Here is a 25,474-nt window from a genome sequence, read left to right on the forward strand (position 1 = left end):
TTTAGTTGATCTATATCAACATCATCCATTTTCTCTTCCGACAATACATTCGAAATGGCAGGATATATATCTGTTAAGGATAAATAGCGTGTCCAGAATTCTGGACCTCGCATAACATGTTGCAAAGCAATGCTAGTAGCTCGGGCAGAAGCATAACGATAGGTTAAAATGGAAATAAATATCCAACGTATATAACGCCAGACATAAATCCATAAAGAACAATCTGAATATATCAAAGCCAAAGCAAAATTGGCCCTTACGCTTAAATATCGGGGTAAGGGGCCATCCTTGTAACGGAAATCCTCTCCAAAAACACATATGCCATTCACAGTAATGATATTGAAATGATTCATTAATCCGAAAAGCATATCATCTCCCTTAACAAAAAAAGGAAATGGAAAATAATTTACATCTTCAATCTTAAAGGCAAAATGCCACCAGGCACCATATTCAATTTTCTTTTTATCTAAATCAGTCGCTATAATAGTTTCAAATTTCGATATATCAAGACCACAATATAGCTGTATCAAGCTTAAGGGCTTATACTGGGCACCCTTCTCATGAATGATTGTCGATTCTTTTTCATATAACATGGTTCCAGCTATTGCCAATCGCTCCACGACTGAATATTGCAATAATCTGAAAGTCTTGATTATAGATTCAATTTCACAACTGGCATCATCATCCATAAAAAGACAATGTGTATAATGACGATCTTTCAAATACAGTAATCCGCGTGTAAATCCCCCGGATCCTCCATAATTGAGATTAGAAATAACAATCGCCTCCCCTGCCTCTTCTGAAGAAACATCTCGAGAATTATCTACAATAATAAGATCAATGTTGTTTTTAAAAGATTCATTAGATAAAAGCTGCGTTTCTATCCGCCGAATGGCAGGGATCAGATATTTTTTACGATTATAGTGCGTAATAACTATTCCTAATTTTACATAGTTAACAGGATCTGTTTTGGTGCAAAAAGAACCACCCTGTATGAAACATTCGCCCTTTGTATCTATTGTAAAATGAAGAATGCCTTGTTTTTTCAATAAAAATGAGCAATCAATGCAAAAACAATCTTGATCTTTATTTAAATAAACTTGTTTTTCAATAACACGCTTTGATGAAGAAGGCTGGTAATTTTTGTCTGTCAGCCAGAACCTCAATACAAATTCACCTTTTCCCTGTAACTGAAAATGAAGATCTTTGAGTTGGCAATATTTACGCCATGTATTTAAGGAAAAATAATTGAAATATGTTCCAAAAGAAATTCTGCTATTTTTTTCAAGAATAATTCCATCATTTTCCGATAACGGTTGTATACCGCCTTTTTGAATATCAAAATATAATTTTTCTGAAATATCTGATAAATGATTATTAAAAAGCAGATTTTGAAGAACATGCATATAATATCGGACCCGCTTTCATCTAATGATTGATCTAAACACTTACCTTATTTTAGCAATATTTTCTAATAAAATATGATAATCTAATAATTAATCAGAAATCCAATATTTGATATTATTAATACATTATGCAAACGCCCTCCCAAGACAATTACCCTTACGATCAACCATCAGAATTTCGATTTTAAAAATCACGGGATCAAGTGTTTCTTTTACAACTGCCCGTGCCTTTTCTGCAATAAAATCAGCCAGGGGCAACCGTTTTACATGACAGTTCCTGAAAACCTCCAGGGCAGTATTAGCCAGCCTGACTTTCTCAACAAAACTATCCTCCGCCCCCAATTCCGCAACCCATTCTGCCAATTGTGCAAAATCTACCTGTGAACGACCAGAATGAAGATCCAGATGACCTTGTGCCAATTTTGTAAATTTGGCAACACCTCCTGCCAAGGTTAGCCATTGAACTGGATGTGTTTTTAGATATTTCAGAACTCCCCCAACAAAATCACCCATTTCAATAAAGGCTGATTCGGGCAGTGTATAGATTTTTTTGGCCGTTTCTTCAGATACATTCCCGACAGAGGCAATCAGATGCGTCAAATTTGCAGCCCGTGCCACATCTATCCCGCGATAAATGCTCGCGATCCATGCTGCGCAAGAAAACGGTACAACAATGCCTGTTGTTCCTAAAATCGATAATCCACCCATAATACCCAATTTTGGATTCATCGTTTTTTTTGCAAGCTCCTCTCCATTAACAACGCTTATTTCCACCTCTACATCAGGGGAAGGAAATACCTCGTTCAATGCATACCGGATCATTTGACGAGGTACTGGATTGATTGCAGGCTGACCAACAGGCAATTGTAATCCCGGTTTAGTAATTGTCCCCACACCTTTTCCTGCCTTGAAAACAATTCCACGATCAATGGACAAGATTGTTATTCTTACACGGATTTCCGCTCCGTGGGTAATATCAGGATCATCCCCCGCATCTTTGATAACCGAGGCAATTGCACAGTGCCGATCCAGAATTTTGTGGTTAAAAATCCTAAATGAAACTCTTTTCCCCTGTGGAAGAGTAATTGTAACACGATCCGAAAAAAAACCACGTTTTAAAGCCAAATAAGCCGCTTTTGCAGCTGCTGTCGCACAAGCCCCCGTTGTCCAACCATATTTTAATTTTTTGACATGTTCCAATATTCCTCCTTTTCACGAAATGGTAATTTTTTTAATTTAATTCTAAATCAGGGAAAATTGATCTATGATTGCTATTCTTCAAATGGCTTGTATTTTACAGGTTATTTCAATCATCAATAAACTTTTTTTCATTCAAGTTCAAATATTTATATGAACAATCAACCGCATTCTATCAAAGCGTTTATGATCGCCGCTCCCAAATCGGCAAGTGGAAAAACAACCATCACCCTAGGATTATTAACTGCTTTACGCCGTAAAAACATACATGTTCGTGCGGCAAAATCAGGACCAGATTATATCGATCCCGCCTTTCACGCCATCGCAACGCAAGACACATCCTTTAATTTAGATAGCTGGGCCATGCCTTTTCCTTTACTTGACCATTTATTTAATGCCTCAACAAAAAGTGCAGAATTATTCATCATTGAATCCTCAATGGGGTTTTTGGACGGCATCGAAAATGAAGAAGGCAAAAGAGGATGTGGAGCCGATCTGGCAATACGCTACAACATTCCAATCATATTGGTTCTGGATATTACTGGTCAGGCGCAATCGGCCGCTGCTATTGCCTATGGTTTCGCCAATATAAACCCGAAATTCAAGATTCTCGGTGTAATTTTAAATAATGTGGCATCCCCCCGTCATTATCAAAATACCAAAGCTGCCTTTGACCGGATTAATATTCCGATATTGGGCAGTGTTCCCCGTAATTCAAAACTTCATTTACCGACAAGGCATCTGGGATTAATTCAAGCCGAAGAACATGAGGATCTGGATAATCACCTTGATTTTCTGGCTGATTTTATTGAAGAAAATATAGATCTGGATAAATTATTGTCATATATTCCTCAGCTTTCCATCCCATCAGATAATTCAATTATTGCCCTACCACCCCTTGGTCAAAGAATAGCAATCGCAAGAGATCTCGCTTTCAGTTTCATTTATCCCCATATTCTTGATGGATGGCATCGACAGGGAGCATCCATCCATTTTTTTTCTCCACTGCAAGATGAGGCACCATCAGAAAAATGTGATAGTTGCTGGCTACCAGGAGGATATCCAGAGCTATATGCGGAAAAAATTGCCAATGCCAATCAGTTTTTACAGGGTTTACAAAACTTTGCCCAAACTAAAACTGTGCATGGTGAATGCGGGGGATATATGGTTATGGGGAAAAGCCTCATTGACAAAAACGGGCAAGCACATAGAATGAGTGGGCTGCTCAGCCATAGCTGCAGTTATGCAAAACCTAAAATTCATTTAGGATATCGTATAGCGAGGTTACCTAACCAAAACGGGGATCTTACAATATATGGCCATGAATTTCATTACGCAACCCTTTCAGATCCAGGATCTGACCAGCCATATGCCTTACTGAGCGATGGAACAGACAATTATCTTGGCCCGGAAGGTGGAAGACGTAATAAAGTTACAGGCTGTTTTTTCCATAGTATTGCATTAAAATCATGAAACACTTTAAGTCTATTACCGAATTAAGAAAATTGTGCCTTGTACTGCCCGAAAAGGATAAAAAAGCTGAACAGGCCACTTTTACCCGCCAGAATAACCTTTTAAAACCTCCTGGCAGTTTAGGAGAACTTGAAAATCTGGTTGCATGGCTAGCATCCTGGCAAAAAAAAGAAATGCCCAGCCTCGATAAGGTATGTATCATGATTTTTGCTGGAAACCATGGCATTACCGACGAAAGTGTCACACCCTACAATGCTGTCGTTACGGAATTGATGGTCACCCAGATCGAACAGGGACATGCAGCCATTAACCAGCTGGCAAAAACTGCGGGAGCAGAACTGCGTATTATCCCTCTAAATCATTTTGAGAAAACCAAAAACTTCTGTCATGAAGCGGCCATGTCAGAACATGATTTCCTTAAGGCGGTCGAGACGGGATATAATGCCGTAACACCCAATATCAATCTGCTTTGTTTAGGGGAAGTTGGAATTGGCAATACAACAATAGCTGCCGCTTTGAGTGCCGCCCTGTTTGGTGGAAATGGTGCCCAATGGGTCAGCAAAGGCACAAGTCAATCGCCTGAATATATCCAGAACAAACAACGTGTTGTTGATGAGGCTCTAGCCAAACATCAGGATATTCTCGATGACCCACTTGAAATTTGCCGCCACTTTGGTGGATATGAAGAAGCGGCTTTGTTGGGGGCCACTTTGGCTGCTCGTTATCTCAATATTCCGGTATTATTAGATGGTTTTGTTTGCACCAGCGCTGTTGCTGCATTGCAAAAGCTAAACCCGTCAGGTCTTGATCATGCAAAAATCAGCCATCTTTCTGCAGAAAAAGGGCATTTGTTATTGGCCGGAAACCTGAACCAATATCCTTTGATAGCCTTTAATATGCGATTGGGAGAAGGCAGCGGATGCGCAATAACCATTCCAATTCTTCAAGGTGCCCTAGCCTGTTATAGAGGTATGTCCACCTATGATGAGGCCGGATTACCGTATCCTAAATGATTTTTCTTTTCATAAGGAAAGTCATAACTGATTTTTTCAGTAGTCTTTCCTTTTTTTCACGATTGCCAATTCATTATATTTATAATGATTTTCATTTCTTTTCATTTGCCAGATCCATATGGATTTGGCCATTTATTTCCGCTTTTATCGGTGGGCTTGAAGGATGTTTTATTTATACCCTTTCTTTCACCACTCTATCTTCGTCAATTATCGCCTTTTCAGCATTAGGATTTCATCTATTGCTAACCGGTTGTTTACACGAGGATGGATTGGCAGATTGTGCAGATGGATTTGGTGGCGGACATAGTATTGATCAAAAATTGACCATTATGAAAGATAGCCGTTTAGGCACATACGGGGTTCTAACATTATTTATTGTACTCGGAATACAGATCACCTCCTTGATCTCTCTAATGACACTTCATCAGAAAATTATTCCGCTTTTAACAGCCATTGCGATTTTATCCAGATCATCCATGTTGATCCCCATTTTTATCCTTTCCCCTGTTCAATCAAAAAGTATGGCCAGTCAGCTTGATCATATTCCATTTATTTCCAGTTTCATTCATTTCACCATAACGATAAGCATATGTCTCTATCTCTTAAACTGGAAATTTACAATCTTGTATCTTTTGGTTTCCTTTATAACCGGTTTTTTATCCAGCTTGATTATCAACAACCATATTAAAGGATATAACGGAGATTGCCTGGGCGCTGTTCAGGTATTATCCACAACCGCTTTACTCGTTACAAGCAATTTGTTGTTTATCTAAATAATGTTTTGAAAAGGTAAATAATTCAATTCGACCAAAATCTGGTAATGGACCTAACAGTTCAATTGATTTTTCTAACGCAATCTGCCTTAAAAGCCGTAAAGGGCCACCATGTGAGACAATCAAAATATTTTGACCCTTTTTTTTAATTTCATGCCAAATTTCAATAACCCTAGCAAGAAGTAACCGACCTGTTTCTCCTTCCGGAATCTGCCAATCCCAAGGATTTTCTGCCCATGCATCAATGAATTCCTTAGGAATTTCATCCCATTTTTTTCCTTCCCATAAACCGAAATTCAATTCGATCAAGCGCCTATCTTCCTGATATGGGATCTGATATTGCAATGCAATGGCACGGGCCAACTTGAGACAACGTGACAAAGGGGAGGTATAAATCTGATCAATTGCAAACCCTTCTGGAATCGAAACATATTGTTCCCATCCATTTCGTAAAGGTATATCTGAATGCCCGTAACACATGCCAGCAGGAACCTGAACAGGTGGATGACGCATTAAACCAATCTGGAAATGATCATTTATGCTCATAATAATGAATCAACCTGTCCTTTCATTCATCAAAATCATTAAGATCCTGTTGAAAATTTTTTTTCTGTTCTTCTCTGCTCCAACGCCCCAATATCACATCCCATAACGCACAGATTATGGAATACATTACCAGTAAAACAATACAGGTTGATAAGAAAATAATTGCTGCCGCCATATTCTTTTCCTTTCTTACCAACCTGCTATCAGAAAATTTTATAAAAAAATTAATTTATTCTATTCTTTAAACTATAATCCAGATTGTCATAAAATCCGACCGTTTGTAAACTATACGTTTTTTTTACATGAAATAGAATTCTTAATTTTCAAACCACATTGTTATTACGGTAAATTTTCCTTAATATATGGCGGGAGACAAAAAGATGCCATATGAACATCTGGAGACCAGTACCGTGTCAATCCTTCAAGTTTTGCCACCTTTGCTCGTTGCTTAATTATATCAACTGTTTGATTGGTTTGATTTTCTTTTTTTCCTGCAATCCCTAGCGTCATAAATCCACCCACATAGGTTGGAACCGCAGCGACATAAGCCGATACATATGAAAAGAATTTTTTACGACGCAAACTGGTTTCCCGCAATTCCTCGGCTTGCATAAACGGAACACCACATTGATTCACAATCAGGCCGTCTCCAGTTAAAATTCTGGCTGCATTTCGATAAAAATCATCCGTAAATAAAACTTCACCAACACCAATTGGATCAGTGCTATCCACAATTATAACATCAAAACTTTCCTTTGGCGCATCGGCAACATACTGGATACCATCCCCAATAATCACTTCCGCACGTAGATCATTCCAGCAATCTTTTGAAATTTCAGGCAGAAATTCCTTGGACAGAGCGACAACATCCCCATCAATCTCCACCATAACCGCCTTTTCAACTGTTTGATGCTGTAAAACCCGACGTAAAACCCCACCATCTCCAGCACCAATAATCAGAACACGCTTTGCATTGCCATGTGTCAACAAGGGAACATGAACAAGCATTTCCTGATATACAAATTCATCTTTTTCAGTAATCTGGGTCACGCCATCCAGGAATAAAACCTTGCCATATTCTTCATTTTCAATAATGCATATATCCTGAAATAAAGATTTTTTATGCACGATTTCCCTATCAGCACGGAAGCTCTGTTTCCAGGCCGGATACAACGTTTCATCAACCCATTTAAAAGACATTAAATTCTGCTTTCACCTTTATTGAATGACAAAAAAAACTGGACAATATTCTTTTGTCCAGTGTTTGTTACTGCTATAGAAATATCGTTTTTCTATAAATTTTCTTTCCCACGCCTCTGTTCGTCCAGTACAATTCTTTCAGGTTTAAAGAAATGTTGTAAAACAGGAATGGCAAGATACGGATCACAAGAACCACACATGAAAATGTCCAGAGCAGCAAAATTCCGTTCTGGCCAGGTATGAATGGAAATATGGCTTTCCGCCAAAACAACAACACCAGAAACCCCACCATTCGGTGAAAAATGATGAAAATGACTGTGTAATATCGTGGCCCCAGCTACAACAGCAGCTTCACACAAGATGCGATCAATCTCTTCTGGATTATCCAGATTGGTTGCATCCCACAAATCAACAAGAAGATGCGTTCCTGCAAAACGCATACCATCTTTAACAATAAAATAATCTTTACGATCTTCCATATTTTCTGAAAAATCAATTGAAACCTGGTTATTTCTCGGAGTTTCCGAGACCATCCCCAGTTGAGCAAGTCCGTTCATCACGTACCCCTAAACCAGTAGACGGCCTGTTGGGCAATATGCCCCCTTGGGCCAAAGAATAAAGTGAAACTAGAACATACATAAACTTCAATCAGAAACGAACCCTGTTCTAGTAATCAAACAGAATTTGTCCTAATCAATAATATATCATATATTCCGCGAAATAACGACCACCGTTATATTTAGGTTAGTATATGACCCCTTCACTGACGAATCTCAAGTTTTTTTTTTATATTTTTTCAAAAAAATATTTTTTTTACATTTTTAGACCCAAAATCTTGTTTTTATTAATTTACCCACTATTTTTTAAAATTTATTTTTTTTACTTGGCGAAATAGTTACTCGCTATTATAAAGCTCTAATAAAAGTAATTTAGGCTACTTTATTATTCCATATCTATAGCAGGTGCATAATGAATACGTTACCGCTTGATAAAAACTATCGCCCTTCTGAAGATGAGGAATTCATGAATCCTCGTCAGCTTGCATATTTTAAAAAGAAATTGGAAGATTGGCGGGATTCTCTTTTGCAAAATTCAACTGAGGCCCTTAATCATCTCTCAGAAGACAAAAATGTTGATATTGATCTCAATGACCGGGCCAGTTCTGAAACAGACCGCGCAATTGAGCTGCGTACTCATGACCGGGCCAGAAAACTGCTTGCAAAAATCAATAACGCACTTCAGAAAATTGAAGATGGTTCTTATGGCTATTGTGAGGTAACAGGAGAACCCATCAGTTTGAAGCGGCTAGAGGCCCGCCCCATCGCCACTCTTTCCATTGAAGCTCAAGAACAACATGAGAGAAAAGAACGCGTTTATCGAGATGACCAACCAATCGACTAAACCATGACTTATTTTCCATTTCAATTAAATAAATGGAAAATAAATTTCATATATTATCCAATAATCGTACACTTCCCAGTTTTACCGCTGCAATAAGACGTGCATTATCATTCCACTTGGTTATTTTCTGTAGAGAATTTCCATCAACCGCACAAAAATAATCCACTTTAAACTCTTTTTTTTCCAATGCCTCTATTGCGTTTGATAAAATAAGTGAAATATTACCTCCACTTTTTAACTTTAGATAAGCCTCTTGTAATATTTTATACAAAAACGGTGCTCGCGAACGCTCTTCACTCGTAAGAAAACGATTCCTGGATGATTTTGCAAGACCATCTTTTTCACGCACGATTGGCACATTCACCAAAGTAACAGGTAAAAGCAAATCCTTTACCATTCTGTGAATCACCTGAATTTGTTGCCAATCCTTTTCCCCAAAGCAGGCAAATTTAGGTCTGACTAAAGAAAACAATCGATAAACAACGGTTGCAACGCCTGAAAAATGACCTTTACGCAATGCACCTTCCCATTGTAAAGCTGGTCCACCTATCTCAATACGCGTGTCAAAACCTTTTGGATAGATATCCTCGACTTTTGGAAACCACACTATATCGACCTGATTTTGTTCAAGCAAATGAACATCCTCTTTTTCAAGTTTAGGATATCGAAGAAAATCCTCTTTCTGATCAAATTGTAAAGGATTGACAAAAACACTTACAATGCAATGTTTGGCTATTTTCTTGGCTTTCTTTACCAAAGCAAGATGACCCTCATGTAAAGCTCCCATCGTTGGAACAAAGGATACATCAATCATGTCCAAATGCCCTCTCTCCCTTAAAAACTCATTCAAATCATGGGTAATAATCATATCTTCCCCTATTTCCCTGGTATATTTATGTAATATGGTTTTTAATAATAACTTTTTAAAATTCATGGCCGTTTAATTAGAATACCAACGATTCCTTTCCTTATCGTAAAATGAAGATGTTTTAAAGCCACAGTTTGTTTTGAATAACATTATTTACGAAAGAAAAATCATTTCAAAAAGACTAATTATCAGAGATAATATATTCATTTCTTAATATTTTTAACATTCAAGATGATTTATTAAAATGATCCGTAAAATTATCTCGGTTTTCTTCCTTACGTTTCTTGTCGCCTGTGGTGGACCACCAAATAACCCCCGTATAACACCAACTCAACAAACAGCATCATCGCAAAAACCGGTCGGATATTATTATAATGACCGTGTTCCAGATTTTGCCATTAGAAATTATGAACCTTTTTCCCGCCAGGAAGTAGTAGCGTTAACCTTACGCGAATGGCGCGTATTTAACCAACCCATTGCCGATGAAGATCCCCTTCAGCGTCCTGAACCAACAAGTCCGGATGTAAAGGCTGAACGTTCATCTGGTTTATGGCAACGGGTGGGTGAATATTGGTGGATTGGTATGGATCCCGGCATGAAAGAAGGAAGTTATACTGGAAAACATAATAGTAATGGAACCGTTTTCAACTTTATCAACGATGGAAATTATGCCTGGTCCGCGGCTTTTATCTCTTATATCATGAGAATTGCAGGTGCAAATGACCGTTTCCCCTATTCACCCAATCATTCAACCTATATCAATGCGGCCGCTTCTGGAACATCTCCTGTCTTAAGGGGGCATGATCCAGCCACTTATGCACCAAAACTGGGTGACATGATTTGTACCGCCAGAGGTAAAAACCGGAACACTATCCGTTTTAATACACTTCCCACAACATACGGATTTCCTGCACATTGCGGTATTGTCGTTATGACAAACCAGAACATGCAACCTTTTGGCAAGGAAATCAGTATTATTGGCGGCAACGTAAATGATTCCGTTGCATTGACCCATGTACCTGTTGACACTCAGGGCATGATATCCAATGCAAATGGTGCAAGCTATGACTATCGTTATCCCTGGTGTATTGTCATTGAAATCGTATATGATGCAGAGGCAAGCCCTTCTACAAATATGTGAAAATTATTTAAGATTTTTTCGTGAAAGGTAAATTATCTGCTAGCCAACCAGCAATTGTCCCCCTTACTCCATTGACATTTGCTGGCCCTTCAAAACCTTCTTTTATATTATAAACATTTTTATAGCCTTCATCTTTTGCCAAGATTGCAGCGATTCGACTTCGTCCTCCCATAAGACATAGGAATAATAAAGGCCGATCTAATTGCGTTACGGTTTTTTTCAACTCCCGTATGAAATTCACATTTCTATTTCCCATCCTGTCTTGTAGGCTAATCTTGATAACTTCCTTGCCTAGAGATGATAACTCTGGATAGCCGACCTGTTCCCACTCCTCCGGCGTTCTGACATCAATTAACAGAGCCTGCCCATCCTTTTTTAACAAATCCCAAGCCTCTTTAGGCTTTATTTCTGGTATCATGATAATCTATCCTTTACTTTAATTTAATTGATTTTCACTATAAAATAATTTCCAAAAGAAAAAACATCATTACTCAAAGTTTTGTTAATAAATAATATTTGCCTTTAATCACGTTATCTATTCTGACCAGATTTTAACTTTTCTTGTTTTTGATATCTTATGGAACAAACTATACATCTTTTAATAATTGATGATGATCACGAAATTGTAGATCTGCTCTCTCAATTCTTGCAAAAACATCATTTCAAGGTTTCCTATGCATATAATGGGGAGCAAGTGCGCCAAATTTGGAAAAACAATCATTTTGACCTTGTGATTCTCGACCTTATGCTACCTCAGGAAAGTGGTTTCGAGATAGCCCATTGGTTAAGAAAAAAAGCTGATATTCCTATCATTATGTTAACCGCTATGGGAGACGAAGCAGATCGGATTATCGGGCTAGAACTAGGTGCCGACGATTATATGGCAAAACCTTTCAACCCAAGAGAATTACTGGCCCGTATCCATGCCGTTTTGCATCGTTCACAACGTAAACAATTCGCTCACAACCCCTACATACAGAAAATCATCCAGTTTGGAGACTGGAAGGTCAATTTACTTCACAGACAGCTACTGAATCCTCAAAATGTTGAGGTTTCCCTGACAAGCAAGGAATATGACCTGTTAATTGCTTTAATCGAACATGCCCCAGAAATTGTTACCCGGGAAACTTTATCCGAAATTCTATATGGGCATCAGCTTCCTTCCACCGATCGTACAATTGACGTTACATTAAGCCGATTGCGTCGGAAACTGCAAGATGACAGCCGCCAGCCAAAAATAATTAAAACCGTTCACCGAGGGGGCTATTTGTTGGCCCTACCCATTCACTATGTCACAACATAAACCAAGAAAGTGGCATTTATGGCCCTATTCTCTAGCAGCTCGTACAGCCTCGATCTTAATCATTGGGATGGGTTTGATCGAGGCATGTGGCTTGTTAATCAATACTTTGGATCGGCTAGATTTCAATCGCCTCACCCAAGAACAGGAAGCTGTAAATCGCGCAACAGCTATTTATCGTGATATTTCGGAAGTCGATAGCAAGGATCGGTCCGATGAGATTAATGATCTAGATCCAATACATGGATTTACCATTTTTCTTTCAAACGAACCCAATCTTAAAAATGTCAATCTCCCTTCCCCTAAATTGGAACAAACTGTTTCCCACCTTCTTACAACAATCTTGTTCCCACCCGAATTACGTCCAACCAAAATTATTGCCACCTCTGATCCAGACAAACATAAAAATGCAATCGCATTTCAGTTACCAGATGATAAACAATGGTTAAACATCATATATGAATTAACCACACCAAACCCTTTCAAATCAGCAACGTTTCCGATCAGCTTTTTTATCATGGCAACAGCAACAAGCCTGCTTACTTTGTGGAGTGTTCGACGATTAATTGCCCCTGTCAGTACATTAGCCGCAGCAGCGGGAAGGCTGGGACAAGATGTCAATGCCACTCCTCTTGTTGAATCTGGACCAGAAGAAGTTGCCCAAGCCGCACGGGCATTTAACGATATGGCACGGCGTATAAATCGTTTTGTAAATGATCGTACACAACTTCTTTTGGCAATTGGTCATGATCTGCGCACACCGATTACACGATTGAAATTAAGATCTGAATTTATCAATGATAAACATTTACAAAAAAAATTTATCTCAGATCTTGATGAACTTGAAAAAATGATTGATGCGACCCTGGCATTCGGACGTGACAATACGCATCATGAACCTGTTATCAATCTTGATTTAACAAGCCTGATTGAAACCCTTATCCATGAATTACAGGAAACCCATCCGGATAAAATTGATCAAATCCGTCTTCACCATCCCTTACCCAGTTATACAATCAAGGCTCGTCCGATCAACCTAAAAAGAGCCCTACAAAACCTAATGAATAATGCGCTTAATTATGGAGGGAATGTTACTGTATCGCTAACCTCAAAACCTCCCTTCCCATCACTTTATAACCAGAAAGACAAACATATCTTCATATTGATCGAAGATGATGGACCCGGATTGAAACAGGAAAATCTTGAATATGTTTTTGAACCCTTTGTCCGTATGGAAACAAGCCGCAACCGTTCTACAGGAGGAACTGGGCTGGGACTTTCAATCGCAAGAAATATTATTCGCGGACAAGGTGGAGATATTACTTTACATAATCGTATTCCTCATGGATTATGTGCAGTCGTTATGCTTATAGAATAACTTTCCCGAAACGAATTTCGTTACATTAACCTCAATCTATACAAATATAAAACATTTATTTATTTTATGCTCAAACATCTTTATGCACGCGCCTTACAACTCGCCGCAAGTCAGTACGCGATATTCTGGCTTATGCTAACCGCGTTTTCCGAGGCAAGCTTTTTCCCAATACCGCCGGATATTCTCCTTTGTCCAATGATTCTCGCTAAACGATGCAAAGCATGGCTATATGCAATAGTTACAACTTTAAGTAGTGTTGTCGGAGGGTTATTGGGATGGATAATAGGTGCTTTTTTACTTCATTATCTTGCAATGCCCATCATTCATTTCTATCACGCAGAACAGCAACTCATCAATTTGCAGGATAAATTCAATACATATGGCGTATGGATTATTCTAATCAAAGGATTAACACCGATCCCCTATAAATTCATCACCATTACTGCCGGTGCGGCACATTTTGCCCTGATACCCTTCCTGCTCGCAAGTTTAATTACCCGAGGCTCCCGTTTTTTCCTGGAAGCTGTTCTACTTTATTTTTTTGGGTCATCTATTCAGGATTTTATTGAAAAGCGATTAATATGGGTAACCAGTTTTATCTGCTTATTGCTTATATCGGGTATCATCGCTTTTAAATATATCTAACTATAACATTTATTTCTTGATTTTCAGACCTTTTTGTAATGCCTTGACATATTCCTTAACTTGTTGGTCAGATAAAACAAACCCAAGTGGACCAAACCCTGGATGTTGAAAAGCAAGCAAAGTTTCTGCTTTTTCAATATTCTTCTGAATTGCCCATTTGGTTTGATATGCAGGTTTGATCTGCGCCCCGGTTATTTCAGCTATTTTTTGACCTTCTGCCATCATCCATCGAACAGATCCCAAAGCTTGGATAAGATTGTCCAGTTCCAGCTGATTTAATTCTAATTGACCGGTTACGCCACTATCAGGTGAAAAAGTTAAAATTGTTTTTTTACGGTCTTCCGTAATCCGTATATTCACATCAATAGCCATTTGTAACCTCTTTATCCCTCTAAAATATTTTATATCTATAAAATTTAAATTAATGAATAGCTTTCCCCCCCCATATCCACCAAGAATATTTTGAGGATAAAATCTCCGCCGCTTTTTGTGCTTGCTCAACCGTTTCAAATAATCCAAAACAAGTTGCACCCGATCCACTCATTCGTGCCAAGCGACAGTGGGGTAACATCTTAATTTCTTCCAAAACTTTTTCAATTTTAGAATTTAGTAAAATAGCAGGCTCCTGTAAATTATTATCATAGGTCATTATATCATGAATAAATGAATTAACATTATCGAAACTATTTTTCAAATTAACTTTGTCAAAAAAAGAAGATTGACGCTTCTTAAACACTTCCGCCGTTGACACCCCTTCTCCATGATTCACTAAAATCATGCCAAAAGAGGGAATTTCTATATCCCTTGAAATGACTTCACCAATTCCCTGCATGCGTTGTGTGACCGGATTAAGACAAACGGGAACATCTGCCCCCAATTGTAATGCAATCTTCTGTAATGAATCATTGTCAATTACAAGATTCCAATAACGCATCAATAACCGTAAAGTAGCCGCTGCATCTGAAGATCCACCACCAATTCCTGAGGCGACAGGAAGATTTTTAATCAGTTGGATTTTAACAGGCTTTAAAGGTTGTTTTGTACATGCTGCAAGTTTATAGGCTGCTTTAACAATCAGGTTATCGTCCTGATTTTCCTGAGATAACTGCGATACAAATTGCCCCGTTATTTCAAGCTCGACAAGTCTGTCCTCTTTACCTGAAACTGGAAACAGGATCAATTCATCCCCTACATCAGGAAAAACAACCAGACTATCCAGAATATGATATCCATCAGGACGTTTGTCCGTCACATGCAAAAAAAGGTTTATTTTGGCGTACGCTTTTTCTATAAACATTGAATCTTTTTTCAAATAGTGAAATTACCTAGTGGTGAGAGGACAAGAATTTATTTTTTTTAGCTTTTTGTAATGCATTCAATATTAAATTTCTATTTTCAGGATTTGGATTGCAAGTCAAGGCTACATTCCATTGATTAATCGCCTCTTGATAGCGTCCAACCTTCCAATAGGCAACCCCTAGATGGTAATTTAATTCAGGATCCTGTGGAATGGTCTCGGCAGCCAGCTCCAACTGTTGTATGGCTAAAGCTGTTTGATTATTCAAAACCATAATCCAGCCTAAACTATCACGGATTGCCCCTTCATCCGGTGCAATATCAATGGCTTTCTGTAGCATTATCTGGGCTTTCTGCAAGTTTTTATGTCTTAGTGCCCATGAATAACCCAGATAATTCAATAAAATTGGCTCATTTGGTGCCAATTTTAATGCCATTTGTAGATCCTGTTCAGCTTTTAGCCATTGTTTTTGTTTTTCATAAGCAACCCCTCTTATGAAAAACATTGTCCAATCATATTTAGTTTTGTTTTTCTTTAACTGAATGACTTTACTGTAGATTTGAATGGTTTTTGGATAATTTTTCTGATCAAAATAAATATCACCCAACGTTTGCCATAAACTAATTTCTTGTGGGTAATCCTTTAACAATTCTTCCAAGGATTTTTCCGCCCGAGAATAATGTTTTAATAATGCATCATAACGGGCAAGTTGTAACTGTATATTGGTCTTTAACGGATCATCCGGATTAACGGGAAATAAGATTTTACGGGCCTGTTCAGGGTGTTTTTGTTCCGCAAGAATGCCCGATAACATAATTTTGGCTTCAGAAAGATTTGGATTGAGCTGTAAAGCAAACCGTAAAAATATCTGTTCAGTATGAAGGGCAACCTTATACGAAATTTTAGCCTCCCTGTCATTTTCATCAACAGTCTGATTGGCCAAATCCTGCTGAATCAGGGAGGCCATTGCCAAGTAAACCTGAGCAACCGCCCCTTGAGCATCATGCACTGGAAATTGAGAAAGATTGCGACGTAAATTATTTTTTGAAATGGATAAAAAAGGCAAAATATCAGTCAAATTATCGACCATTGCCTCCGCTTTTCCAGCCCGATGATGCTGATAAAGCCAATTTCCATAAGCCCGCATTAACAGCAAATCCGCCCCGGGAAAAACCCGATAGGCTTTTTCAAATAAAATGCCAGCTTTTTTATCATGATGTGATAAAGTTTCCGCAACGCCATAATGAATTAGAAAAACTCCACTAATAGGCGTATTAATTCCTTTTTCAAACAGAGCGTTTGCCTGATCAATCTGACCAGCACCATATAGGCACCATGCTTGCAACAGTAAAAACGTCATCTGACCCAATGGATCACCAGGAGGAGAAGTAAAATATTTTAATGCCTCTTTCCAGTTTCCCTTAACAATTGCATCATTTCTTAATACCAGGGCGGAAATTGGATCCTTATCTTCTTGTTTTGCCAAATTTACTGCAGCTGGATTGCCGGCGATCACACTATAGTAAAATGCCCTTTCACGTGCATCCGTGTTTTTTAGATCATGATTAAACACATTATTATAAAATTTTGCAGCGGTCACATTATCATCGGTCTGCGCCGCATAATAGGCAGACAGATAATCCCCGTACCCGCCCCTTTGATGCACCAGGGGAATAACAGGCTCTGGATCCTTTACAATTACGGACGCTTTAGATGCCGAGCTCATCCCAGCAATTAGAGAAAAAGATAAAAGCATGGTGCGTAGAAAGCGTGGGCATTGCATAATCACTATCTTCTCAATAAACTGAAATCTTAGTATATAAGGTTTCGTTAACCATCATTATATTCATCGTAATCTAAAATGTATGACCATTTATCATTGTTACAGCTATATTCTGAATGGGGTATAGATGAAAATTTAACTTCAGTAAGTATCAACCATTTAGAAAATAGAAAACCTATTCCTACTCTTCCTTTACCTAAAAAACAATCTGTTTCAACGAAAATTATAACAAAAACAAATCGACACTCCGCTTTTCAAACCAATAGTTTACAAGAAATAAACCAGGCTATCCTGGAATTCAAAGACTGTTCGCTTAAAAACACAGCCATGAATACAATACTTTCTGTTGGAGATCCAAAATCCCATATTTACATTATCGGGGATGTTCCCGATGCCGATGAAGATCGTAGCGGAAGGGTTTTCGCAGATACGGGAAATTTCTGGCTTGAACAGATGCTTGATAACATCGATATTTCTCTTGATGCTTGTTTTCGTATTCCGCTTGTTCCATGGCGCCCCCCAGGTGGACGACAAATATCAACGAATGAATTAGAACTTTGCCTACCTTTTTTATATAAATTACTAATCCTGTATCAACCCAGATATATCCTGACAATTGGACAATTACCTGCTAAGACCTTACTAAAAACCCCAGTCAATTTTAACCAGCTAAAAAATCAATGGCATTCATTCACATACTCTGGAATTCCTAACCCCATCCAACTTTTTCCATTACACCATCTTTCCCAAATTAACATTAATGCCAAGATCCGCCAGGTAACCTGGAAAAATCTCCTTTACATTCGTGCCACCATAGATAAAAACACTTGATTGAAGCATTATATATATTTCAGCGATAATATTTAATTACCTAAAATAAATAACTCTTGAATTACATGACACTCTTTCCTAATTAATATGTATTATGCAAGGGACAAACATTCTTTCCCCTTTGGCTGTCCGGGCTTTATTGGCAAGCGCAGCCTTGTTTGCAGGCGTATCAACTGTATCCATACGGGCAACTACGCCAAAACAGTTAGATCAGCGTGAAGAAACAATCATTACACAAGCTAGAAATATTATTCGAAATGGTAATGGTCGTGTCAGCTTTCCTCGTCCGTTAAATTCAATGGATGAACAGCGTATTCGCTATATATTTGATCTACAACGCAAAGGGGATTTCACAACGGCTCAATCTGAAACAATTCAGATTTCAGACAATTTGTTGCTCGGCGATATTCTTGCCGAGCGTTACCTAAACCCACATTTTTTACCAAATACAGGGCAATTAAAGTTATGGCTGAAAAATTTTGCATCTTATCCTGATTCATCTGATATTCAAAAGCGTCTGAACAATCTTGGCGCTATTAAAGTATCAATTCCCGTCAGTCAGAATCTACCTATTGATAACAACAATAATGTCATGGCTTATTTGCAAAGCCTTGATCATCTTAATTTCGAAACCAATTCCTTCAAAAGAAATCCTTTGTTGGATCAAACTGTTCGTGAACGCAGCGCATCAGGTTGGCAGGGAGCGAAAAGTGCCTTGCAGCTTATTCAACAGACACGCGGAATGAATAATCTATATGCCGCACAATTACAGGCAGAAATAGCTCAACAGCTCTTTGCAATGAATTATTCAGATCATGCCTATCAACTGGCTAAAAATGCGTTTAAATCATCCAATTACCGTGTTGGTTTGGCTGGATATGTCGCTGGATTAATTGCCTGGAAAAATAATGATATTGATCAATCCTTGAAATTTTTTGCACAGGCTTCAAAGGCAGATATTATCACTACCAATATTAGAGCAGGTACTTATTTCTGGGCTGCACGTTCATGTCTAAGAAAGGAAAATAAACAGGAATATATTATCTGGTTGCGCAGATCGGCTTCGTTTGTGCATACTTTTTATGGTATTTTGGCCAACCAGATTCTAAAAGAAAACGATCATGATACTTCAACAGAGAAGACTGATTTTCATCCTTTACTAAATTTCCTTAAATTTTCTTCTACAACACTTTCTCAAGTGGATATCAACACTATTGAAGCCACTGCTGAGGGAAAAAGGTTTTTTGCCTTACTACAAGTGGACGAAAAAAAACGGGCTGAGATTATTTTAAAACAGATATGGATAAAAAATAGAAAGAATCTTGCCCTTTTGCATTCCATTCAATTGATTGCAAAAACCATAGGCGCAAACGATTTATCTAAACAGCTTGTTGAGATAATTGCACAAAATGAAAATCTTCTCGACCACAATAAAAGCTTACCCTTACCCAATTTACATCCAAGGAATGGCTACAGAATCAATCCGGCACTTATCTATGCGTTGATCCGTTTAGAATCAAATTTCAATAGCAAGGCTGTTTCGAATACAGGGGCACGTGGCCTAATGCAAATCATGCCTATGACAGCAAAATATATTGCAAAACAAAAAAATAACGTATCGATTCATCGTTTGGATGAACTGCAAAATTCCGCTTTAAATTTGGAAATTGGTCAATTATACCTTATCCATTTATCAGGACTTTATAACAAGAAAAGCTATGATATGCTTCCAAAAGGGGGAAGCCTTATTCATATGCTGGCCAGTTATAATGCCGGACCTGTAATAACATCAAAATGGTTGAATTCAGCTGAGAATAATCAAGATCCATTACTGTTCATGGAAACAATTCCCATCAAGGAAACAAAAAACTATTTGCATAAAGCGCTGACTTTTCTTTGGATTTATTCTGATAAGCTTGATTTACCCTCTCCTTCCTTAAAGGCTCTGGCTCAAAACAAATGGCCTAAATTTACAAATGAAGTAAAATTGGCCCAAGCCATTACATTACATTAAAAAAAATCCCTTTTCTTTTTTTTAAGAAAAGGGATTTTTAAATACCTACTAGTTTTTTGCCACAGGTTGTCGACTTGCCTTTACACGAGTAACCCGACGATTTTCCATCTCCAAAACCTCAAAAAGCCAACCTGAAAAAACAACCTTGTCACCTGTAACCGGGACTCTTCGTAAAAGTGCCAAAATCAATCCGGCGACCGTATGATAACTTCCTTCCGCAGGTAAATCTCCTAAATCCAGCTGATCCCTGACTTCATCGACCTGAGTCGTCCCTTCCAGTAAATATTCATTACTTATCCCTGACTCAAGACGGGGGGCATCCAGAGACTGATTAATTTCACCCACAATTATTTTAAAAATATCCGAAACCGTTACAATTCCCTCAAATGAGCCATATTCGTCAAGAACCAGTAATATTCCTAATAAATCACCCCTCAATCGTTCCAGAGCGTCCAAGGCAGACATACTATCCGGAACAACAAGAGGACGCTGTAAACAGGCATTAATTGACAAGCTGTTTTTATGTAAAAGCTGGCTGAACAAATCATTAACCAAAACCACACCAACAGGATTATCAATTCCATTCTCACAAACAACCAATCGTGTATGTGAAATATTGTACAAAGCCTGTTTCAATTTGTCCCCTGAAATAGAACGATCAATCCATATAATTTCATTCCTTGGACGCATAACAGCCCTGACAGGTCGGTCAGCCAGTCGTAGCAAACGTTCAATCATATCCCGTTCTTCAACTTCCAGCACACCAACCTTGGCACCCTCGGCAATGTAGGCCCTTAATTCCTCTTCTGTTACAGAGACAGAAACTTTATTATGTCTTCTTAATAATTTCAAAACGCATTCAGAGGATTTACTGAGGACCCAAACTGCAGGAGAGGCAATCTTTGATATAATTATAAATAGCCAGGACAGGCGGACAGCAATGACCTCAGGCTCTAGTAACGCCAACTGCTTTGGAACCAGTTCCCCAAAAATTAGCATAAAAAAAGTAATAACCAAAACAACGATAAGAATCGACAAGTCATCTGCCCAGATTTTGATTAACGAAAATTGTTCAAGCCAATGCCTTAGACAATTTTCAATACGGGATCCCCCAAAGGCTCCCTCAAATATTGAAACAAGCGTAATACCAACCTGAATAGTGGGTAAAAAACTTTGTGGTTTATCAATTAATCGTAAAGCCCCTTCAACACCCTTCACCCCTTGATGTTGCATCGCAACCAGCCGGGCTTTTCGGCTTGATATTAAAGCAAGTTCGCCCATAGCGAAAATACCATTCAAAAAAATCAAGCATAAAATAACAATAATTGAAACAAGCATTTACTTAAATCCAATAAATGTAATCATAATAAAAAACAGAAATTACAAAAATAATCTAACAAAATTGTTACTAATAAAAAATAATAAATCTGTTATACTTATTTTTACTTTGAGTATGATTTAACATTTTTATTTTTATTTCTGTAATAAATTTGTTCCTTACACAACTATTAAAAAAGGCAAGCTTGAAAAAGTAAGCTTGCCTTTCCTTTTATTCCACAAAAGATACCAATGTATAATCAGGCTTCCTGAACAGCCACCTTTTTAACACGACGAACTGCTGTCCGTTTTTTAACTGAATCCTTAGGCAGTTTCTTCATTAATTCCGCCACCTGTTCATTATAATCATATTTTGCCTGTCTCTGTTGTGACAAATCTATTTCGGGTGCCATCACACCTTCAACCTTGGGTCCTGTTAAAGCAACCTGAGCAATATGCCATGGACGTTTGATCGCATCCTTAACAGCGGTAGCTTCATATCCGGAATGAACCATGCAATTGGCGCATTTTTCGTAATTGCCCGTACCGTACTGATCCCATTGAGTTTCATTCATCAATGCTTCAAACGTCGGTGCATAACCTTCTCCCAACAGATAGCATGGACGTTGCCATCCAAAAACTGTTCTTAAAGGCTTACCCCAAGGAGTACAGTGATATTGCTCATTTCCAGCCAGAAAATTCAGGAATAATGGAGATTGCGTGAAACGCCATTTATGTCCCTTTCCCAATCTGAAAATTTCACGAAATAATTTTTTGGTATTTTGACGGTTCAGGAAATGTTCTTGATCTGGCGCCCTTTCATAGGCATAGCCAGGAGCAGTCATAATACCATCAACCCCCAACTCCATAACACTGTCAAAAAATGCCGCTACACGATATGGATCGGCATTATCAAACAGGGTGCAGTTGATTGAAACCCTGAACCCTTTAGACTTGGCAAGTTTTATTGCTGAAACGGCACGATCGTAAACCCCCTGCTGACAGACAGAAGCGTCATGCATGGACTTGTCACCATCCAAATGAATATCCCATGAAAAGAATGGAGATGGTTTATAATCGTCAATCTTTTTTTCAAGCAACAATCCATTAGTACACAGATATACATACCGTTTACGAGCGATCAATCCCTCAATAATCTGTGGCATTTCCTTATGCAACAAGGGTTCACCCCCTGCAACTGCCACGACAGGGGCGCCACATTCAGCATCAGCATCCAAACATTCCTGCACACTCAATCGCTGATTCAATATCTCAGCAGGATAATCAATCTTTCCGCAACCAGAACAGGCCAAGTTACAACGTAATAAAGGCTCCAACATCAAAACGAGTGGATATTTTTCACGTCTTTTTAGATGTTGTTTAACAACGTAGCTACCGACTCGTACTGCCTGCATCAGAGGAACAGCCATTTATCTAAGCTCCCAAACCGGTTTAACCGATATTAACATATAACAAATGCGTCATTCATAAGATAAATGACCCTTAACAACAAGAAAAAAATATTATTAGTAAAAAACGTACTTTACGACAAAAACGTTTTATTTTAAATTTCAAAAGCCTTGCCGTCTCTCTTTTTCCTTCTTTAAAGTAACAATTTACTTCATAGATGTGTTCCTCAAGCAACAAATTTAATATCTCGTTTGAAAAAAAAGATAAAATCAGCCATAAAAGCTTAATAAAAAAGTGTAATATATTGTTCGCTTTTTATCCTTTTTTATTCATGAAAGGTGATAGATTTTACATAACGTGTATTTGAATATCATCTAAACTCGAGTATAAGCTAAAAAACTTAACATTTATATTAAGCTATTATGTAACAGTTACGGACGAAATATAACATGGATGAACAAACCGAAACGCCTAAGAACAAAGAAAATCTTATGGAAAATGAATCGGCTAATCATTTAAAATCCATTCCTACTTATGGACGTTTCCCTTTATTAGACCGCGTTCATACCCCAACAGATCTCAAAAACCTTTCCATTGAACAGCTAGAACAGCTAGCCAAGGAATTACGTGCCGAAACAATAGATGTCGTTTCCACAACAGGTGGACATTTAGGGGCCTCTTTGGGTGTGGTTGAACTTACTGTTGCATTACATGCTGTTTTTGATACACCAAATGACTCACTAATATGGGATGTTGGTCATCAGGCTTATCCCCACAAAATATTAACTGGTCGTCGTGAATTTATTCGTACATTACGTCAACCTGGAGGATTATCAGGCTTTACAAAACGTTCAGAAAGTATATACGACCCTTTCGGAGCCGCCCATTCCTCAACCTCGATCTCGGCAGGATTGGGTATAGCTGTTGCAAACCATTTTAAGGCCAAAAAAGATCCAGCATATGATGAACGCAGTGTCATAGCGGTAATCGGTGACGGATCCATTTCAGCTGGTATGGCCTATGAGGCCATGAATAATGCTGCAGTTGCTGGGCCAGGTGCAGAACGATTAATTGTCATCCTGAACGATAATGAAATGTCCATTGCCCCACCTGTCGGTTCAATGTCCGTTTATCTATCGCAGCTTCTCTCGTCACGTCATTTCTTGGGGCTAAGAGATCTTGCCGCCAGAGTTGCCAGCAAATTACCCGAGAGTCTTGAAAAAAAGGCAAAACGGGCCGAAGAATATGCCCGTGCTTTAATGACGGGCGGGACATTGTTTGAAGAACTAGGTTTCTATTATGTGGGGCCAATTGATGGACATAATTTACAACAACTGGTTCCTGTCTTAAGAAATCTGCGCGATGCCGAACATATCGGTCCAGTACTTTTACATGTCGTAACCCAAAAGGGACATGGATATAAACCGGCTGAATCTTCAGGCGATAAATATCATGCTGTCTCCAAATTCAATGTCATAACAGGAAAACAGAATAAAGGACCGCCCGGACCACCATCGTATACCTCGGTTTTCAGTAATGAACTGCTAAAATGCGCTGAAAAAGATGACAAAATTATTGCCATAACCGCTGCGATGCCATCTGGTACAGGATTAGACAAATTTGAACAGAAATTTCCTGAACGTTATTTTGACGTCGGCATTGCTGAACAACATGCGGTTACATTTGCCGCAGGTCTGGCAACCGAGGGGTTAAGACCTTTCTGTGCTATATATTCCTCTTTTCTGCAACGTGCCTATGATCAAGTCATGCATGACGTTGTCCTGCAGAATTTACCTGTTCGTTTCGCCATTGATCGCGCTGGACTGGTTGGAGCTGATGGGGCAACCCACGCTGGTACCTTTGATATTGCATATTTGGGATGTCTACCAAATATTGTTATCATGGCTCCCAGCAATGAAGTTGAATTAGCTCATATGACAGCAACCGCAGCAGCTTTTGATGAAGGTCCAATCGCCTTCAGATATCCACGTGGCCCTGGTATTGGTCTTTCTTTACCGGCAGAAAGTCAAATTCTTCCAATTGGTAAAGGAAAAATCATTCAGGAAATGGGAGAGCAGACCGGTGATGAAAAGGGGGGAATTGCCATCTTGTCTTTCGGAGCCCGTTTGGCAGAATGTTTAAAAGCTGCCGAAACCCTTAAACAATATGGATTGCCCCCTACAATTGTCGACGCTCGTTTTGCTAAGCCTCTTGACAAAGGATTAATTGATCAGCTGGCTAGAAACCATAAGGTTCTTATCACTATTGAGGAGGGATCAACAGGCGGATTTGGAGCATTTGTCATGCAACATCTTGCCCAGAACGGTCTTTTAGATCATGTAAGGTTCAGGCCAATGGTTCTACCTGATTATTTCATTAACCATAATAACCAAACCGCGCAATATATTGAGGCAGGTTTAGATGCTCCATCTATTGTCAAAACCGCTTTAAAAGCTTTAGATGTACCTTTGGAAATTTAAA

The 25,474-nt window shown here is 38.6% G+C and carries 24 protein-coding genes; 11 read left to right on the forward strand and 13 right to left on the reverse strand.

The window, feature by feature from the left end; all coding sequences use genetic code 11:
- Together U0839_RS00555 and U0839_RS00560 are read right to left on the reverse strand one after the other, a co-directional pair.
- A partial coding sequence (locus U0839_RS00555; RefSeq protein ID WP_413549864.1) for a glycosyltransferase family 2 protein occupies positions 1 to 1,406 on the reverse strand: 1,406 nt, incomplete at its 3' end.
- Between the two features lie 126 nt (positions 1,407 to 1,532).
- Positions 1,533 to 2,609, reverse strand: a complete 1,077-nt coding sequence (locus U0839_RS00560) for a cobalt-precorrin-5B (C(1))-methyltransferase (RefSeq protein ID WP_370533614.1) — start codon at positions 2,607 to 2,609, stop codon at positions 1,533 to 1,535.
- Between the two features lie 147 nt (positions 2,610 to 2,756).
- Here U0839_RS00560 and U0839_RS00565 point away from each other — a divergent pair, with 147 nt between their 5' ends.
- The 3 genes from U0839_RS00565 to cobS are packed head-to-tail and all read left to right on the forward strand — an operon-like array spanning position 2,757 to position 5,862.
- Positions 2,757 to 4,076: a cobyrinate a,c-diamide synthase gene (locus tag U0839_RS00565; RefSeq protein WP_155565894.1), complete on the forward strand. Its 1,320-nt coding sequence runs from the start codon at positions 2,757 to 2,759 to the stop codon at positions 4,074 to 4,076.
- Positions 4,073 to 5,089 carry a nicotinate-nucleotide--dimethylbenzimidazole phosphoribosyltransferase gene (locus U0839_RS00570; protein ID WP_155565895.1) on the forward strand — a complete coding sequence of 339 codons (1,017 nt, stop codon included), beginning with the start codon at positions 4,073 to 4,075 and terminating at the stop codon, positions 5,087 to 5,089. Before U0839_RS00565 ends, U0839_RS00570 begins: the two co-directional genes overlap by 4 nt.
- Positions 5,086 to 5,862 carry an adenosylcobinamide-GDP ribazoletransferase gene (gene cobS, locus U0839_RS00575; RefSeq protein ID WP_155565896.1) on the forward strand — a complete coding sequence of 259 codons (777 nt, stop codon included), beginning with the start codon at positions 5,086 to 5,088 and terminating at the stop codon, positions 5,860 to 5,862. The genes U0839_RS00570 and cobS overlap by 4 nt, the downstream gene beginning before the upstream one ends.
- On the opposite strand, the gene U0839_RS00580 is transcribed toward cobS, so the two are convergent.
- From U0839_RS00580 to speD, 4 genes are all read right to left on the reverse strand, one after another.
- The gene (locus U0839_RS00580; RefSeq protein WP_155565897.1) at positions 5,830 to 6,408 is read right to left on the reverse strand and encodes a histidine phosphatase family protein; all 579 of its coding nucleotides are present in this window, start codon (positions 6,406 to 6,408) and stop codon (positions 5,830 to 5,832) included. The two genes, cobS and U0839_RS00580, sit on opposite strands and share 33 nt — an antisense overlap.
- A gap of 22 nt (positions 6,409 to 6,430) precedes the next feature.
- Positions 6,431 to 6,583 (reverse strand): hypothetical protein, encoded by a 153-nt coding sequence (locus U0839_RS00585; RefSeq protein ID WP_155565898.1) that lies wholly within the window; start codon positions 6,581 to 6,583, stop codon positions 6,431 to 6,433.
- A 164-nt stretch (positions 6,584 to 6,747) separates the two neighbouring features.
- Entirely contained in the window at positions 6,748 to 7,608 is an 861-nt protein-coding gene (gene speE / locus U0839_RS00590; RefSeq protein WP_413549866.1) for a polyamine aminopropyltransferase, read from the reverse strand.
- Positions 7,609 to 7,700: 92 nt separating this feature from the next.
- Positions 7,701 to 8,165: an adenosylmethionine decarboxylase gene (speD, locus tag U0839_RS00595; RefSeq protein ID WP_110438541.1), complete on the reverse strand. Its 465-nt coding sequence runs from the start codon at positions 8,163 to 8,165 to the stop codon at positions 7,701 to 7,703.
- Positions 8,166 to 8,577: 412 nt separating this feature from the next.
- Here speD and dksA point away from each other — a divergent pair, with 412 nt between their 5' ends.
- Positions 8,578 to 9,009: an RNA polymerase-binding protein DksA gene (gene dksA / locus U0839_RS00600; protein ID WP_110438542.1), complete on the forward strand. Its 432-nt coding sequence runs from the start codon at positions 8,578 to 8,580 to the stop codon at positions 9,007 to 9,009.
- A 46-nt stretch (positions 9,010 to 9,055) separates the two neighbouring features.
- Here the strand turns inward: dksA and panC are convergent, their stop codons facing one another.
- Positions 9,056 to 9,877: a pantoate--beta-alanine ligase gene (gene panC, locus U0839_RS00605; protein ID WP_155565900.1), complete on the reverse strand. Its 822-nt coding sequence runs from the start codon at positions 9,875 to 9,877 to the stop codon at positions 9,056 to 9,058.
- Between the two features lie 244 nt (positions 9,878 to 10,121).
- Between panC and U0839_RS00610 the strand changes: the two genes are divergently transcribed.
- Positions 10,122 to 11,018, forward strand: a complete 897-nt coding sequence (locus U0839_RS00610; protein ID WP_155565901.1) for a DUF2272 domain-containing protein — start codon at positions 10,122 to 10,124, stop codon at positions 11,016 to 11,018.
- A 7-nt stretch (positions 11,019 to 11,025) separates the two neighbouring features.
- On the opposite strand, the gene U0839_RS00615 is transcribed toward U0839_RS00610, so the two are convergent.
- Entirely contained in the window at positions 11,026 to 11,436 is a 411-nt protein-coding gene (locus U0839_RS00615) for a rhodanese-like domain-containing protein (protein WP_155565902.1), read from the reverse strand.
- Between the two features lie 159 nt (positions 11,437 to 11,595).
- Between U0839_RS00615 and U0839_RS00620 the strand changes: the two genes are divergently transcribed.
- From U0839_RS00620 to U0839_RS00630, 3 genes are all read left to right on the forward strand, one after another.
- On the forward strand, positions 11,596 to 12,321 hold the full coding sequence (locus U0839_RS00620; protein WP_110438546.1) for a response regulator: 726 nt from the start codon (positions 11,596 to 11,598) through the stop codon (positions 12,319 to 12,321).
- Positions 12,308 to 13,696, forward strand: a complete 1,389-nt coding sequence (locus tag U0839_RS00625; RefSeq protein ID WP_413549867.1) for an ATP-binding protein — start codon at positions 12,308 to 12,310, stop codon at positions 13,694 to 13,696. Before U0839_RS00620 ends, U0839_RS00625 begins: the two co-directional genes overlap by 14 nt.
- Positions 13,697 to 13,762: 66 nt before the next feature.
- The gene (locus tag U0839_RS00630; RefSeq protein ID WP_155580841.1) at positions 13,763 to 14,341 is read left to right on the forward strand and encodes a YqaA family protein; all 579 of its coding nucleotides are present in this window, start codon (positions 13,763 to 13,765) and stop codon (positions 14,339 to 14,341) included.
- Between the two features lie 9 nt (positions 14,342 to 14,350).
- Here U0839_RS00630 and U0839_RS00635 read toward each other — a convergent pair whose 3' ends face one another.
- The 3 genes from U0839_RS00635 to U0839_RS00645 are packed head-to-tail and all read right to left on the reverse strand — an operon-like array spanning position 14,351 to position 17,421.
- Complete coding sequence (locus U0839_RS00635; protein WP_110438549.1) at positions 14,351 to 14,713, reverse strand: hypothetical protein; 363 nt, start codon at positions 14,711 to 14,713, stop codon at positions 14,351 to 14,353.
- A gap of 49 nt (positions 14,714 to 14,762) precedes the next feature.
- Entirely contained in the window at positions 14,763 to 15,638 is an 876-nt protein-coding gene (locus U0839_RS00640; RefSeq protein WP_155565905.1) for a 4-(cytidine 5'-diphospho)-2-C-methyl-D-erythritol kinase, read from the reverse strand.
- Between the two features lie 28 nt (positions 15,639 to 15,666).
- Positions 15,667 to 17,421 (reverse strand): tetratricopeptide repeat protein, encoded by a 1,755-nt coding sequence (locus tag U0839_RS00645; protein ID WP_413549875.1) that lies wholly within the window; start codon positions 17,419 to 17,421, stop codon positions 15,667 to 15,669.
- A 78-nt stretch (positions 17,422 to 17,499) separates the two neighbouring features.
- On the opposite strand from U0839_RS00645, the gene U0839_RS00650 reads away from it, so the two are divergent.
- Together U0839_RS00650 and U0839_RS00655 are read left to right on the forward strand one after the other, a co-directional pair.
- Positions 17,500 to 18,252, forward strand: coding sequence for a uracil-DNA glycosylase (locus U0839_RS00650; RefSeq protein ID WP_155565907.1), 753 nt, complete (start codon positions 17,500 to 17,502; stop codon positions 18,250 to 18,252).
- A gap of 94 nt (positions 18,253 to 18,346) precedes the next feature.
- Entirely contained in the window at positions 18,347 to 20,266 is a 1,920-nt protein-coding gene (locus U0839_RS00655; RefSeq protein ID WP_155565908.1) for a lytic transglycosylase domain-containing protein, read from the forward strand.
- Positions 20,267 to 20,314: 48 nt separating this feature from the next.
- On the opposite strand, the gene U0839_RS00660 is transcribed toward U0839_RS00655, so the two are convergent.
- Positions 20,315 to 21,604: a hemolysin family protein gene (locus tag U0839_RS00660; RefSeq protein ID WP_155565909.1), complete on the reverse strand. Its 1,290-nt coding sequence runs from the start codon at positions 21,602 to 21,604 to the stop codon at positions 20,315 to 20,317.
- A gap of 239 nt (positions 21,605 to 21,843) precedes the next feature.
- A complete protein-coding gene (gene hpnH / locus U0839_RS00665) occupies positions 21,844 to 23,013 on the reverse strand; it encodes an adenosyl-hopene transferase HpnH (protein WP_155565910.1) in 1,170 nt (389 codons plus the stop codon).
- 471 nt (positions 23,014 to 23,484) lie between these two features.
- Between hpnH and dxs the strand changes: the two genes are divergently transcribed.
- A complete protein-coding gene (gene dxs, locus U0839_RS00670; protein ID WP_155565968.1) occupies positions 23,485 to 25,473 on the forward strand; it encodes a 1-deoxy-D-xylulose-5-phosphate synthase in 1,989 nt (662 codons plus the stop codon).
- Position 25,474: the final 1 nt, after the last annotated feature.

This window comes from Commensalibacter sp. A3DC, from assembly GCF_047307945.1.
GTDB classification, from domain to species: Bacteria; Pseudomonadota; Alphaproteobacteria; order Acetobacterales; family Acetobacteraceae; genus Commensalibacter; species Commensalibacter melissae.